Consider the following 13,999-nt stretch of genomic DNA (forward strand, 5'->3'; position numbering starts at 1 on the left):
GCGGCCTTTAGGTGCGAACGCAGCCAAAAAACGCAGCACTCAGGGAATCAGGCAGCAGGCAAATGGGGTTTGGGAATGCCCGCCAGCCGGGGGTATCTTTACCAGAAGGGTTGAGTTTTGAATGTTAAGTGCTGAGTTGAATTAGCCAAACATTCAAAACTCAACCCTCAAAACTCAGCCCTTCCAAGATGCCCGTTTTCTCGCACCTTCACTCGCACACCCAATACTCGCTGCTCGACGGCCAGGCCAGCATTTCGGCCCTGATGAAGAAGGCGCAGAAGGACGAGATGCCCGCGGTGGCCCTCACCGACCACGGCAACATGTTCGGGGCGTTCAACTTCGTGGCCGAGGCCAACAAGTACAACGTGAAGCCCATCGTGGGCTGCGAGTTCTACATGGTGGAGGACCGGCACAAGAAAACCTTCAGCCGGGAAAAGGGCGAGCGCGACAACCGCTACCACCAGCTGCTGCTGGCCAAGGACCAGGCCGGCTACCACAACCTGAGCAAGCTCTGCTCCTTGAGCTTCATCGAGGGCCTGTACTCCAAGTTTCCCCGCATCGACAAGGAACTGCTGGTGCAGTACCACGAGGGCCTGATTGCTACTTCGTGCTGCATCGGCGCCGAGATTCCCCAGACCATTTTGTTCGGGACCGAAGCTGAAGCCGAGAAAAAGCTGAAGTGGTGGCTCGACCTATTCGGCGAGGACTTCTACATCGAAATCCAGCGCCACGGCCTTATGAATTTCGACGGCACCGGCAAAAGCCAGGAAGACGTGAACCAGGTGCTCCTCGGTTTCGCCAAGAAGTACAACGTCAAGGTTATTTGCACCAACGACTCGCACTACGTCGACCAGACCGACTACGCGGCCCACGACCTGCTGCTGTGCGTGAACACCGGCGAGGAGCACAGCATTCCGGTCGGTGATATTCGTACCAACTACTACACCCTGCTGACCAGCAACGGCAAGGTGCGCTACGACCTGCTCGACAACCTGCGCCGCGACCACGCCCGCGACGAGCAGGCCCAGAAGCAGCTACGCCGCATCGACGAGGAACTACAGAAGCCCAAGCCGCACACCCGCTTCGGCTTCGCCAACGACCAGTTCTTCTTCAAAAACCAGGCGCAGATGAACGAGCTGTTCATCGACGTGCCCGAGAGCGTAGACAACACCAATGAGATTGTGGGCAAAATCACGCCGCCGAAGCTGGCGCGCGACATTCTGTTGCCCAACTTCCCCATCCCGGCACCCTTCGCCAACGCCGACGAATTCCTACGCGAGTTGACCTATGTGGGCGCTTTCGGCCCCGGCGCCGGCAATGGCACCGTGACGATGACCAAGCCGCCGCGCTACTCCGAGCGCACGCCCGAAATCGAGGAACGGCTTGATTATGAGCTGCGCATCATCCAGACGATGGGTTTTGCCGGCTACTTCCTCATCACCCAGGACTTCATCAACCACGGCCGCAACATCGGCGTGGCTGTAGGCCCGGGCCGGGGCTCGGCCGCCGGCTCGGCCGTAGCCTACTGCGTAGGTATCACCAACATCGACCCCATTAAGTACTCGCTGCTGTTCGAGCGTTTCCTGAACCCGGAGCGCGTGTCCATGCCCGATATCGACATTGACTTCGACGACGTGAACCGTCAGAAAGTCATCGACTACGTGGTGGATAAGTACGGCAAGACGCAGGTGGCCCAGATTATCACCTTCGGCACCATGGCCGCCAAGTCCAGCATTAAGGACGTGGCCCGGGCAATGGAATTGCCGCTGCCGCAAACCAATGACCTGACCAAGATGGTGCCCGACAAGCCCGGCACCACCCTGGCCGGCGCCTTCGCCGAAAACCAGGAGCTAGACATGATTCGGCGCGACGAATCGGCCGATAACCTCAAGGGCCAGATTCTGCGCTTGGCTACGCAGCTCGAAGGCTCGGTGCGCAACACCGGCATTCACGCGGCCGGCGTCATCATCGCCCCGGACGACATCACGAAGTACATTCCGGTCTCCACTTCCAAGGACTCGGACCTGCTCATCACGCAGTTCGACGGTAAGGTGATTGAGAGCGCCGGCATGCTCAAGATGGACTTCCTGGGCTTGAAAACCCTGACCATCATCGTGGATGCCCTGCGCCTGATTGAGCGCAACCACGGCGTGAAAATCGACATCGACGACATTCCGCTCGACGACGAAAAGACTTACGCCCTCTACCAGCGCGGCGACACCATCGGCACCTTCCAGTTTGAATCGGAAGGCATGCGCCAGTACCTCAAGGACCTCAAGCCCACCAACATCGAGGACTTGATTGCCATGAACGCCCTGTACCGCCCGGGCCCGATGCAGTTCATCCCGAACTTCATCAACCGCAAGCACGGGCGCGAGGAAGTGGTGTACCCGCACGACCTGCTCAAGCCCATTCTGGAGTACAGCCAGGGCATCATGGTGTACCAGGAGCAGATTATGCAGACGGCTCAGATTCTGGCCGGCTACTCACTGGGCGGCGCCGACTTGCTGCGCCGCGCCATGGGCAAAAAGGACATGAAAAAGATGGCCTTGGAGCGCGAGAAGTTCATCGAAGGCGCCAAGAAGCTGCACGACATCCCCGCGAAGAAGGCCAACGAGGTGTTCGACGTGATGGAGAAGTTTGCCGAGTACGGCTTCAACCGCTCGCACTCCGCCGCCTACTCCGTAGTGGCGTATCAGACTGGTTATCTGAAGGCCAACTACCCGGCCGAGTACATGGCCGCCGTGCTCACCAACAACATGGGCGACATCAAGAAGGTGACCTTCTTCATCGAGGAAGCCCGCAAGCAGGGCGTGCCCGTGCTCGGGCCCGACGTAAACGAATCCCTGCTCAAGTTCAACGTAAACCAGGAGGGCGCCATCCGCTTCGGCATGGGCGCCGTGAAAGGGGCCGGCGAACTCGCGGTGGAAAGCATGGTGGAGGAACGCGAGAAAAACGGCGAGTACTCCGACATCTTCGACTTCGCGAAACGTGTCAGCTTGCGCACCGTGAACAAGAAAACGTTTGAAAGCCTGGCCCAGGCCGGCGCGTTCGACGGTTTCGGCAAGCACCGCCGCCTGTACCTCGATGCCCCGTCCGGCGACCAGAACCTCATCGAGAAGGCCATGAAAATGGGCCAGCAGCACCAAGCCGCCAAGGAATCAGCCCAACACAGCCTTTTCGGGGCGGGGGCTTTCGGGGCGGTGGCCGCGCCGCTGCCCAAGATGCACGAGATGGAGCCCTGGAGCAAAACCGAGCAGCTGCGCCGCGAAAAGGAAGTGGTGGGCTTCTACCTCTCGGGCCACCCGTTGGATAGCTACAAGCTGGAGCTGGACGCCTACTGCACCTGCGGCCTGGAGAAGGTGGATGAGATAAAGAACAAGGAACTGGCCGTGGCCGGCCTCATCAACAACGTTCTGTTCAAGACTACCAAGACCGGCCAGCCCTTCTGCACCTTCACCCTGGAAGACTACGAAACCAGCATCAACCCGGCGCTGTTCCGCGACGACTACACCAAGTTTGCGCCGCTCATCAACCCGCGCAACTACCCGAACGAGCAGGTGCCGCCCATGTACGTGCGCCTCAAGCAAGAGCTGCGCCGCCATACCCAGGACCAGTGGGACCTGCGCATCCTCACGATGGAGCCGCTGGCCGACGTGGCCGAGAAGCGCAGCAAAGGCGTGCGCGTAAAGCTGGACCTGCGCACCGTGACCGGCCCCATGCTCGACCGCCTGCAGGACGCCATCGACCACGCGCCCGGCAGCAAGCGCCTCGAAATCCAGTTTGTGGAGCCCCACGAGCACCTGGCCGTGGACATGTTCTCGCGCAAGTTCCAGATTGAGCCGAAGACGTTCATCCAGAAGATGCACGAAATGGAAATGGAGGTTTGCACCCTCATTTAGGGCATTCATCCGTCTAATCATCTGTTATGCTGAGTGCAGCGAAGCAACTTATCACCGCTGCACAAATCGTTGATCCGTGAGAAGATGCTTCGCTGCGCTCAGCATGACAGACGGAGCGAAATAGATTGCATTCAGCATGATATTCCCAGCTTTCGGATAGTTAATTGAGCCGTTCGCCGGGCCTCTCGGCGGGGGCAATGACCCTTCTGAACTTTCCCCCGTACTCTCTGTTTAACCTTCCAATCTGCTACCTTGCGACCCCGTTGGCCGTACACGCCAGACCATCCTTAACCCCAACCCAAACCGTAATGGGACACAAAGCAATTGAAATAACCGACGCCAACTTTGACGAAATCATCGCCGGCGACAAGCCCGTATTGGTCGATTTCTGGGCCGAATGGTGCGGCCCTTGCCGCATGGTAGGCCCCGTGGTAGAAGAACTTGCCGGCGAATACGAAGGCAAAGTTGTCGTGGGCAAAGTTGACGTCGATGCCAACCCCCAAACTTCGATGAAATTCGGCATCCGCAGCATCCCGACGCTGCTGGTGTTTAAAAACGGCCAAATCGTGGACAAACAAGTAGGTGCTGTGCCCAAGCACGTGCTGGCCCAGAAACTAGAAGCACAGGTAACGGCTTAATTCCGTTATTGCCGATAAATAAAAAGCCCCTTGCCAATCTGGCAAGGGGCTTTTTGTATGGGTGGGGCTGGTCGCAAACTGCCAGCTATCCTGTTAGTTCAAGGCTTTTGGGCAGCGGCGGCGATGCGCCCGCGATTCTCTGCGGGCCTTGGCTTTGAGCTGCTCCTGGCGCAAATGCTGTTCCCGGTTGAGTTTGGCGGGAGATATTACTTTTTTACTTTCTGCCAGTCCCAACATGGCCAGCACCGTATTGCGGCGCACTTTGCCGGTTGGGCTCTTGGAAGTGGGCGAGGTGCTCAACTCCACGGGCCTGGATGCTTCGGCCATGGAAACCGGAGCAGCTGCGTGGTCAATCCCGGTTGCATTGCCCGCCAGAGGCGTGGCTTGGGCCGGGCTTTGTACCAGGGCAGCAGCTACCCCAAAGGCGAGCAGGAAGTAAAAATTCTTCTTCATCTGAAATTAATTAGTGCGGTTTTACCTTGGTGAACAAGTATTTGCGATGCTCCAAAGTAATAAAATCTACAGCCATATTGCAATGGTTTATTGATAATAAATGAGTATATATAAAAAGATTTATGAAGCATGAAACCAGGCTCCTTTCCATTGCAAGCAGCAGATGTAGCGCAGGGAGCCCGGCAGCGTGGTTTTGACAAGCAACGGCCAAACGACTCACATCTTGATGTATCATAAGAAAGTGATATACATTAAAATAGCAGGCCTACTATTGCGCTAATCGAGCATACATGCATTTTCTGATACATTGCATTGAGCCCTAAACGGTTTACAGTCAATGTCAAATAATTGACTAAATTTCCCGCCAACTGCAAGGCCCGAAGCTGCGTAGGAGGCCCATCTTTTCACCCACCTTTTCCATTTTTGTTATGAAGCGCATTCTCGGTTTTCTCGTTTCCTTGAGCCTGCTGGGCGGTTCGGCCGCCCTGGCCCAGACCCCCACCACGGCGCCGGCTACGTCCGCCACCAAGACGAGTGCCAGCTCGTCGAAAATGACCACCCGCACGGCGCAAACTCCGGCCACGACGACGACCACGAAGTCGAGCACGATGAGCAACCCGGCCGGCATGACCAAGTCGTCGACCAGCACCCAGCAGCAGGGGACGATGACCAAGTCGAGCACCCAAACTACGCCCTCGGGCGTGACCAAGACCACGAGCAGCACCAAAATGAAAGCCGACGGCACGCCCGACATGCGCTACTCGGCCAACAAAACCGCCAAAACCAAGACCGTGACCGGCCCCACGAAAGCCGACGGCACGCCCGATATGCGGTACAAGGCGAATAAAACGACCACCAAAACGGTGAAATCGAAAATGTAAGCCGGTAGGCTTCGGCGTTGAAAAGCCCCTGCTAAGAATAGCAGGGGCTTTTTTGTGGCCAGCGATAGCAGGGATATCGAACCAGGAGAAACGACCCGGGTTGAGCTGGCCTGCGCGTGGGCTGGATTCCCCAGCCGGGCGTATTCTGGCAACGGCCCGGGACCTAACTTGCGCTCGCTATTCCCAACCAACCTTTCGCATGCGCTACACCCCCCTGGCCCCCGAGCTTTTCGTTGAAAACCGCCGCCGCTTCCGCGAGCAGCTGCCGCCGGCTTCGCTGGCCATTTTTCAGAGCAACGACATCATGCCGACCAATGCCGACGGCACCCTGGCATTCCGGCAAAACAACGACCTGTTCTACCTCAGCGGGGTCGACCAGGAGGAGAGCATTCTGGTCATTTTTCCGGATGCGCGCCTGCCGCAGCACCGCGAAATCCTGTTCCTGAAAGAAACCTCCGAGCACATCCTCATTTGGGAGGGCTACAAGCTGACCAAGGACGAGGCCCGCACCAACTCCGGCATCCGCAGCATCATGTGGCTCGACAGCTTCAAGACGGTGCTGCCGGCCCTGATGAACGAGGCCGAAAACGTGTACCTGAACTCCAACGAGCACATCCGGGCCGTGGTGGAGGTGGAAACGCGCGACGCCCGCTTCATCAAAGCATTGCAGAGCCAGTACCCGCTGCACACCTACCGCCGCGCCGCGCCGCTGCTGCACCGCCAGCGCGCCATCAAGAGCCCCGAGGAAATCCGGGTGATGCGCGAGGCCTGCAACATTACCGAGAAGGCGTTTCGGCGGCTGCTGGGCTTTGTGAAGCCGGGCGTGTGGGAGTTCGAGATTGAGGCCGAAATCGTGCACGAGTTTATGCGCAACCGCAGCCGCGGCCCGGCCTACGGCAGCATCGTGGCCAGCGGCAAAAACGCCTGCGTGCTGCACTACACCACCAACGACAACCAGTGCCAGGACGGCGACGTGATTCTGCTCGACTTCGGGGCCGAATACGCGAACTACGCCGCCGACCTCTCGCGCAGCATCCCCGTCAACGGCAAGTTCACGGCGCGCCAACGCCAAGTGTACGACTCGGTGCTGGCCGTGATGACCTTCGCCAAAACTCGCCTCGTGCCCGGCGGCGAAATCGAAGCCTACCACCAGGCCGTGGGCGAGTGCATGGAGCAGGAGCTCATCAAGCTCGACTTGCTGAATGCCTCCGACGTGAAGAACCAGGACCCCGCCGCCCCGCTCTACAAGAAGTACTTCATGCACGGCACCAGCCACTACCTCGGCCTCGACGTGCACGACGTGGGCTACAAGTACCGCACCTTCGAAGCCGGCATGGTGTACACCGTGGAGCCCGGCATCTACATTCCGGAGGAAGGCCTCGGCATCCGCCTGGAGAATGACATCCTGCTCACGCCCAATGGCAATGAGGACCTGATGGCCAATATCCCCCTGCAGGCCGACGCCATTGAGGACTTGATGGGCAAGGCGTAAGGGCAGCGCGATGCCTCACGCACTCGGAACCTCACCCCCGGCCCCTCTCCCGCGGAGAGGGGAGCCTGACGTTAACCATTCAACAGAAAGCCCCGGCTCAATATTGAGCCGGGGCTTTCTGTTGTCAGGGATTGAGCTAACATTTGTGCCGTGGCTCCCCTCTCCGCGGGAGAGGGGCCGGGGGTGAGGTTTCGCGTGCGTGAGGCGCCGCGTTGCAGGACAACCTTACTTACTAGTAGCCTGCACAATCTGAGGCAGGTACTTGCTCAGCGCTGCTACCTGGCTGCTGGTGAAATTGCCTTGCACCGATACCAGCACAAACGAATCGGCCACATCGGGCAGGGAGCCCAGGGCCGCAAACTCCGAGACCTTGTCGCCCGAGCCGCGGGTGGACACGGCGTAGTCGCTGCCGCCGAAGCCGGAGGTGGAAAGCGGCGTGTATTTCTCGCCCTGCAAAATGCCGGTGGCTTCCTGGCGCAGGCCCTGCTGGGCCAGCTCGCGGGCCGCGCCAGAGGTGGGCGCAAAGCTGATGACCTTGGCCGAGCGGATGCCCGTGATGGCATCGGTAAGGTCGGAGCCGCCGAGCAGCTTGGCGGCTTTCACCAGGGCCAGGCGCTGAAGCAAGTCGGCCGACCATTCGGTGGTTTTGAAGCCTTCGCGGCCTTCATACTTAGAAAAAAACGAGGCCACGGTGCGAGCCGGCGAGCCGGGCCCAGCGGCGCGGCAGCCCACCATTAGCAAAAACAGGAAGAGGGCAGGGAGTCGGAGTTTTGTAATCATGAGGCAAAGGTGGCGAGAAGATAGGTGCGTTCTACGCGCCCTAGCCTCGCTACGGTTGCCTTTATCCGGGAATTGAGCTAAAAGAAAGGCCGGCTTCCCTGCCCGAATGGAGCGAGAAGCCGGCCATTTATAATGAATAGCAGCTCAATATTTTGGTCCGGCCGGTGCCCGCACGGCCTTGCCTAGAAAGCCACCGAATTCAGGAAAAATACTTCCCGGTCGGGGCCGTGGTCTACGTGGATGCGCTGGTAGCCGGAGGCAACGAATCGGGTGCCGAACCACGGCAGCAAATCGGCCTGCGAGGTGTCGCTCACGCGTTCGGCAGCGGCCGTGGCGCCCGTGCCGGTCTGGAGAGGAACCTCATGGTCGTTGGAAGAAGTTTCGGCGCGGTTTATCACCTTGTAGCGCAGCTTTTCCTCGTCGATGTAGGCCAGCACGAGGCGGCCGTCGGGCAGGGGCTGCAGGCGCACGGCTTCTTCGAGGTCGGTGCGGCGCAGGTTTTCTACCACGAAGGTGTTGTCCCAGAGCAAGGTGCCGGACCGGTCGAACCCGCACACCAGGGCGTGGGTGGTTTGGTAGCCGTCGAAGACGCGCGCGTTGCCATTGCCGTACCCGTACTGGGGGCCGTTGTAAAAAGAGGGCGGCAGGTTGCCGTAGCTATTGTAGCGGTAATGGGGATAGTACACTTCGGCTACCAGCACGTAGCCGCCGTCGGGCTGGGGCAGCAGCTCGTGCAGCAGCAGGCGGTAGTGCCACCGTTTGGGCGGTTCCGAGCGGGCCACCCGGCGCTGCGTCTGCTCGCGGAGGCGGGCCTGGCGCGAGGGCTTGAGGTAGTCGAAAAAGTGCTTCAGGTGCAGGAAATCGTAGAAGCGTAGTGGCGGCTTGGCGCCCGTGCCCGCGGTGGGCCGCAGGTCGGTGGCAAACAGCCCCTGGGCAAAGCTGGGGTCGCGCAGGGAATAGGTGCCCATGAGCAGGCGGGCAGTGGTGTCCTGCGGGGGCGTGAGCTGGGCGGTGATGAGGCTCCGCTCGCTTTCGGCCTGCACAAATTCGGAGCTCACGAGCTGGCCGCGGTCGGTGAGCTGCTTGAGCAGCAGGCGCGACTTGCGGCCGTTGGTTTGGCTCAGCACGTACTCGGCGCGGCGGCTGGCAGCGTCGGCCACGAAGGTGAGCTGGGTGGGCAGCGGCTCGTAGATGGACGAGAGGTACTGCATCTGGCCCGAAGCCACGTCGAGCAGCAGGGCCGTGACGTGGAGTTGGTCGTTGAGCAGCACCGTGGCAAACAGGCGACCATCGAGCGCCTTTAGGTCCACGATTTCGCGGCTCAGGCGGGTGTCGTACTGCTGGGTGCGCACCTGGCCCAAGCGGCCGTTGTAGGCCGCCGCAAACAGCCGCCCCGGCGTGCTGGTGGAGGTAAACAGGGCGTACACCGTGTTGCCCTCGGCGCACATGCGCGTGAAGCCGAACTCCTGGGGCATTTCCAGCGCCAGCTCGTGGCGCAGGTGCAGGTCTTTGTCGTACTGCTGAAACCCGAAGGTAGACTTGTTGGAAAGGCCCTTGTTGCGGCCCACCAGCAGTACCACGGTGCTGTCGGCGGGCAGGGCCTGCACGTGCACTTCGCTTTCAAACGCAGTTAAAGGCAGTTCGGTGCGGGCCGTTTGCGCGGGGGCATCGGGCGGCGTGGGCGCATCGGGGCGCTTCTGCGCGCGCGCGGCCGGCAGGCTGGCCAGCACCGAGTAGGAGAGCAGTAGGAAAAGTAGCGAAGTTTCATGTCCGTACGCCGTAAAATCCAACTGAAAAAACTACTCCAACGAGTATTATCTACTCTAAAGCTACAACCGAATGGGGCGTTTCTGTCCTGCGAAAGCCTGGTTTATTTTGCGCTCAGGGCCAGCACCGCGTCAAACTCTTCGGGCCGCACCGGCAGCACCGACAGCCGCGACTGGCGCAGCAGGGCCAGCTCGCCCAGCCGGGCATCGGCCTTGAGCTGCGCCAGGCTCACGGGCTGGGGCAGCGGCTCTACCGGGCGCAGGGCCACGGCCACCCACGGCGAGCCGGCTTCGGCGGTGGCGTCGGGTGCGGCCAGGGCGGCTACCTCGGCAATGCCCACCACGGCTTTCTCGCTCACGCTGTGGTAGAACAATACCAGGTCGCCGGGCTGCATCAGGTTCAGGTTGTTGCGGGCCTGGTAGTTGCGCACGCCGGTCCAGGCGGTGCCGTCTTCGGCTACAAACGTGGCCCAGGAATAGGCTTCGGGTTCAGATTTAACAAGCCAATGCTTCATAAAAGGGACTGGGGCGATGAAATGGCCCAACCGGGCCCAATGCCAACGGCCGACACAGGCATAGATGCCGGCCGGCCGCTGTATTGCACATCACAAAGAAAATAAATCCAACGGCTATCGCCTCATATGCCTCTCGTATTAGAGCGCAAAGCCCAGGTCGAAGCTCACGATGTTGGCCACTAGGTTGGTGCTGCGCTGGTAGTGGGCGTAGCGCAGGTCCAGCGATTTCAGGCGCATGATGCGCGGCTGGCCCGCCGCGTTTTGGCCCGGCACATGGAAGCGGCTAATGCCGTACACCGGCGAGTAGCGCAAACCCAGGCCCACTTTGTTGGCGCTGAAATCGGACAAATCGTAATCCGAAGTATAAAATTCGTCGCTGATGGAATGCTGCAAAAAGGGCGCGAAGTACTTGGCGGCCGTTTGGGTGTGGTAGCGGTAGAAGGGGTAGAGCACGAAAAACGGCGTGACTTTCACCGGCAGTTCCAGCTCGGCGGTGTGGGCCGTAATGCCGAAATTGTCGTTGTACAAGCGGTAGAAGGCCCGAATCTGCACCACATCAGTAGCAAAGTAGTTTAGGCGCAGGCTGATGGGGTACTTGAAGCGGGAGCGGGGCAGCAGCTCGGTTTTGGGCGCGGTGGGCACCCGCGACGAGAAATTAGCGGCGTCTACTGACGTCACGGGGTTGGGCGTGGTGCTGTCGTAGAAATACACCCGGTGGAAGGGCGTGCTCAACAGGCCGTTTTGCGAAACCAGCTCGGTGCTGATGGCCGCCTGCAGCCGCTTGGTGAGCACCTGCGAGTAGGTGGCCGTGAGGTTGTAGGTCTGGCGGGTGTCGGTGCCGTATTCGCTTTTGCCGCGAGTGGGGGTGGTGCGCAGCTCAATGGGCGTAATCAATGTTACCTGGTCGAGGAAAATATGGCCGGCCAGGCTGAGCTGCCGGTTGCCGTCGCGCGAGGTTTTGGCAAATGAGCCCGTGCCGTTGACCGAGAAGTAGTCGTACTCTTTCGAAACGCCGGCCCCCACGCCCCAAATAGTGCCCTTGTACTTGTGCTCGCGGCTGTAGCCGAAGTCGCCGTGAAAGCGGGTGTCGTGCGCCGAAGGCGTGGAGAGCGCAAAGTCAATCCGGTCGGTCGATGCCGAGGCGTAAAAGTCGGCGCCTACGTTAGCCGTCAGCCGGCTCACCGTATCCAGCGGCACGTTGACGATGATGGCGGGCGGCACGTCGGTGAGGTGCTCGGTGCCGCGGCCGCCTTCCACGGCGCCGTGGGTGCCGTCCTGCCGGTAGTAGCCGCCGATTATGTCGATGGTGGTTTCATCGGCCGCGCGGTTCACGGGCACCGAGGGGCTCACGGGCGCGCCGTAGCCGTCGATGCGGTTGGGGTTTTGGGTGGTGCCGGGCGTAGTTTGGGCCAGAGCCGGCGCCGCCAGGGCACTCCAGATACCAAGCGTGGCGAGTAGTTTTTTCACCGTCATAAGCGACATCCGGATGATTAATTGCAGCCGCAGCCGCCGCCTACTTTGCCGCCGTTGGCCCCACCGGCGCCTTCGCGGTAGCTCTCAAAATTGGTTTCGGGCGTTTCCACGATTTTGCTGCTCAGTTTCATATCCTCGTCGTTGAGATATACTTTCTGGTACGCGGCCACCGACACGCAGCTGGGCAGCGCGGCGCCCAGCGGCAGCAACACCAGCGCCAGCCCCAGGCGCGGACAGGAGAGGAGCAAAGACTTTTTCACAGCTAGCAATACTAAGAATCAGGGATGGGTGGTAGCGCTGCCGCGGTAATAATTCAGTTTCATGCCCTTGGACACCAGCGTGCGGTTGTCGTCGGTAATCAACGCGCAATCAACGTTTTTCAGGCCGTTGATGAACGCCAGACCGGCGGTTGGGCCTTTCACGAAGACGACTTCGTCTAAGCCGTCGGCCAATTCCACATCGGGGCAGATGATGGTGACCGAGCGCAGCCCAATGGACGGGTAGCCGGTGTGCGGGTTGATGATGTGCCCGTAGACCTGGCTGCCCACCGTGAAGTACTGCTCGTAGTTGCCGGCCGTCACCACAGCCACGTCGGTCACGTCAACCCAGGCGGCCACGCTGCGCGGGTGGTCAGGGTCGCCGATGGCCACGCGCCACAGCGAGCCATCGGCCTGCCGGCCCCAGCAATAGATATCGCCCGAGCCGTTCAGCAGCCCGCCCTTGATGCCTTTGGCTTCCAGCACCTGCTTGGCCCGCCGGATGCCGTAGCCCTGCAGAATGCCCGCCAGGTTGATGCGCATGCCTTTTTCGGGCAGGTACATCGTGTGTTGAGCTGGGTCCAGCTTGATTTTTTGCCAGCCAATGCGCCGCACCGACGCCCGCACCAGCGCCGAATCGGGCAGGCCAGCGTGCGGCTGCCGGTCAAACTTGTAGAGCTTGTCGGCGCTGGCGAAGGTGATGTCGAACGCGCCGTCGCTGAGCCGCGAGAGCCGCAGCGTGCGGTTGATAAGGTCGAAGGTTTCGGGCGACACCGCCACCGGCCGCACCCCTGCCATGCGGTTGATGCGCACTACCTCGGAAGTAGAATCCCAGAACGACATGAGGTGGTCGATGCGCTGCACCTCGCTCAGGCCGGCCCGCAGGGCCCGCTGGCCGGTGGAGTCGTCGGGCGCCACCACCGTGAAGGTGAAGCGGGAGCCCATGAGGTGGGCGCTGCGCGTGAAGGTGTGTCGTTGCGGAGCGGTTTGGGCACGGCCGGGGCAGCCACTGAACAACAAGAGGCTCAGCAGCAGGGTTAAGACGGGGGCGGGCTTCCAACTCGGCATGGAGCATCAATAGGTGACGATAACGGATAGAGTCGGAAAAGCCGGCCGACCCCTACGAAGCTTTGTGAAATCTTTAAAAAAGCCGATTCTGCCTACAGCGTGGGCACTACCTTTTTAAGGTACGCCTCGAAGGCCGTGGGGCCGCCCGCAATGTAGCCGGTCTTGGCCAGCACCTTGCCCTCAGGCGAGATAACGACGGCCAGCGGGAAGTCGCCCTCGCGGTTGAGCTGCGCGGCGGCCGCTTCGTTGAGCTTAACCTGGGCGGCAGTGGGCTGGTTGCGCTTCTGGCGCGGAAAGTCGAAGTGAGCCAGCACCAGCCGGTCTTTGGCGTAGGCAGCAAATTCGGGCTTTGCAAACACCTCCTGCTCGTAGATGATGCAGGGCTTGCACCAATCGGAACCGGAGAAAACGGCCAGAATGGGCCGTTTGGTGGCTTTGGCTTGCGCCTGGGCGGCGCTCAGGTCGGTCAGCCAGGTGGTGTTGCCGTCGGCCTGCGCGGGCAAAATCACTTGCGGCGACGAAACCAGGGGCGACACCGGCTTGGGGGCGCTGGCCACGGGAGCAGGCGTTACCACTTTGCTTTTGCTGACGGTGTTGCCGGCGGCGTCCGAGGTTTTGGTTTTGACCTTCACGGCTGCCTGCTGTGCCTGTACCGAATGGGCGGCCACCAGGCCCAGGGCCAGAACAAATGCCCGAACGGGACTTACGGAAGGAATAAAGGACATGCGGAAAGGCATAAAATGTGAAACGGATAGCAAAATCCCGAGCCGGTCA

The 13,999-nt window shown here is 60.5% G+C and carries 12 protein-coding genes; 4 read left to right on the forward strand and 8 right to left on the reverse strand.

Translation table 11 applies throughout. The annotated features are described in order from the left end of the window. The first annotated feature begins 188 nt into the window (after positions 1–188). Both dnaE and trxA read left to right on the forward strand, forming a co-directional pair. Positions 189–3,902, forward strand: coding sequence for a DNA polymerase III subunit alpha (dnaE, locus tag AUC43_RS09720; protein ID WP_068192437.1), 3,714 nt, complete (start codon positions 189–191; stop codon positions 3,900–3,902). Between the two features lie 308 nt (positions 3,903–4,210). Then, positions 4,211–4,540, forward strand: a complete 330-nt coding sequence (gene trxA, locus AUC43_RS09725; protein ID WP_068192441.1) for a thioredoxin — start codon at positions 4,211–4,213, stop codon at positions 4,538–4,540. 93 nt (positions 4,541–4,633) lie between these two features. Here trxA and AUC43_RS09730 read toward each other — a convergent pair whose 3' ends face one another. Then, entirely contained in the window at positions 4,634–4,993 is a 360-nt protein-coding gene (locus AUC43_RS09730) for a hypothetical protein (protein ID WP_068192443.1), read from the reverse strand. Positions 4,994–5,421: 428 nt separating this feature from the next. Between AUC43_RS09730 and AUC43_RS09735 the strand changes: the two genes are divergently transcribed. After that, a complete protein-coding gene (locus AUC43_RS09735) occupies positions 5,422–5,874 on the forward strand; it encodes a hypothetical protein (RefSeq protein ID WP_068192448.1) in 453 nt (150 codons plus the stop codon). Positions 5,875–6,073: 199 nt separating this feature from the next. After that, complete coding sequence (locus tag AUC43_RS09740) at positions 6,074–7,366, forward strand: aminopeptidase P N-terminal domain-containing protein (RefSeq protein WP_068192451.1); 1,293 nt, start codon at positions 6,074–6,076, stop codon at positions 7,364–7,366. Between the two features lie 225 nt (positions 7,367–7,591). Here AUC43_RS09740 and AUC43_RS09745 read toward each other — a convergent pair whose 3' ends face one another. The 7 genes from AUC43_RS09745 to AUC43_RS09775 all read right to left on the reverse strand — a co-directional run bounded on the left by AUC43_RS09745 (position 7,592) and on the right by AUC43_RS09775 (position 13,950). Further along, entirely contained in the window at positions 7,592–8,146 is a 555-nt protein-coding gene (locus AUC43_RS09745) for a DUF4252 domain-containing protein (protein ID WP_082685016.1), read from the reverse strand. A gap of 182 nt (positions 8,147–8,328) precedes the next feature. Continuing rightward, positions 8,329–9,936, reverse strand: a complete 1,608-nt coding sequence (locus AUC43_RS09750; protein WP_068192456.1) for a hypothetical protein — start codon at positions 9,934–9,936, stop codon at positions 8,329–8,331. A gap of 80 nt (positions 9,937–10,016) precedes the next feature. Then, complete coding sequence (locus AUC43_RS09755; RefSeq protein WP_068192458.1) at positions 10,017–10,427, reverse strand: EVE domain-containing protein; 411 nt, start codon at positions 10,425–10,427, stop codon at positions 10,017–10,019. A 138-nt stretch (positions 10,428–10,565) separates the two neighbouring features. Next, positions 10,566–11,894 (reverse strand): DUF3570 domain-containing protein, encoded by a 1,329-nt coding sequence (locus AUC43_RS09760; protein ID WP_157781019.1) that lies wholly within the window; start codon positions 11,892–11,894, stop codon positions 10,566–10,568. Between the two features lie 23 nt (positions 11,895–11,917). Next, complete coding sequence (locus AUC43_RS09765) at positions 11,918–12,115, reverse strand: DUF4266 domain-containing protein (RefSeq protein WP_335340919.1); 198 nt, start codon at positions 12,113–12,115, stop codon at positions 11,918–11,920. A gap of 63 nt (positions 12,116–12,178) precedes the next feature. Beyond that, positions 12,179–13,225 carry an FAD:protein FMN transferase gene (locus AUC43_RS09770; RefSeq protein WP_082685018.1) on the reverse strand — a complete coding sequence of 349 codons (1,047 nt, stop codon included), beginning with the start codon at positions 13,223–13,225 and terminating at the stop codon, positions 12,179–12,181. Positions 13,226–13,317: 92 nt separating this feature from the next. Next, positions 13,318–13,950, reverse strand: a complete 633-nt coding sequence (locus tag AUC43_RS09775; protein WP_068192468.1) for a thioredoxin family protein — start codon at positions 13,948–13,950, stop codon at positions 13,318–13,320. Positions 13,951–13,999 lie beyond the last annotated feature (49 nt).

It is taken from the genome of Hymenobacter sedentarius, assembly GCF_001507645.1.
Classification (GTDB): Bacteria; Bacteroidota; Bacteroidia; order Cytophagales; family Hymenobacteraceae; genus Hymenobacter; species Hymenobacter sedentarius.

Excerpts from the sequence above, each read along its gene's own strand:
- dnaE (WP_068192437.1), top strand. The coding sequence starts at position 189 with ATGCCCGTTTTCTCGCACCTTCACTCGCACACCCAATACTCGCTGCTC.
- trxA (WP_068192441.1), top strand. The coding sequence starts at position 4,211 with ATGGGACACAAAGCAATTGAAATAACCGACGCCAACTTTGACGAAATC.
- AUC43_RS09730 (WP_068192443.1), bottom strand. The coding sequence starts at position 4,993 with ATGAAGAAGAATTTTTACTTCCTGCTCGCCTTTGGGGTAGCTGCTGCC.
- AUC43_RS09735 (WP_068192448.1), top strand. The coding sequence starts at position 5,422 with ATGAAGCGCATTCTCGGTTTTCTCGTTTCCTTGAGCCTGCTGGGCGGT.
- AUC43_RS09740 (WP_068192451.1), top strand. The coding sequence starts at position 6,074 with ATGCGCTACACCCCCCTGGCCCCCGAGCTTTTCGTTGAAAACCGCCGC.
- AUC43_RS09745 (WP_082685016.1), bottom strand. The coding sequence starts at position 8,146 with ATGATTACAAAACTCCGACTCCCTGCCCTCTTCCTGTTTTTGCTAATG.
- AUC43_RS09755 (WP_068192458.1), bottom strand. The coding sequence starts at position 10,427 with ATGAAGCATTGGCTTGTTAAATCTGAACCCGAAGCCTATTCCTGGGCC.
- AUC43_RS09770 (WP_082685018.1), bottom strand. The coding sequence starts at position 13,225 with ATGCCGAGTTGGAAGCCCGCCCCCGTCTTAACCCTGCTGCTGAGCCTC.
- AUC43_RS09775 (WP_068192468.1), bottom strand. The coding sequence starts at position 13,950 with ATGTCCTTTATTCCTTCCGTAAGTCCCGTTCGGGCATTTGTTCTGGCC.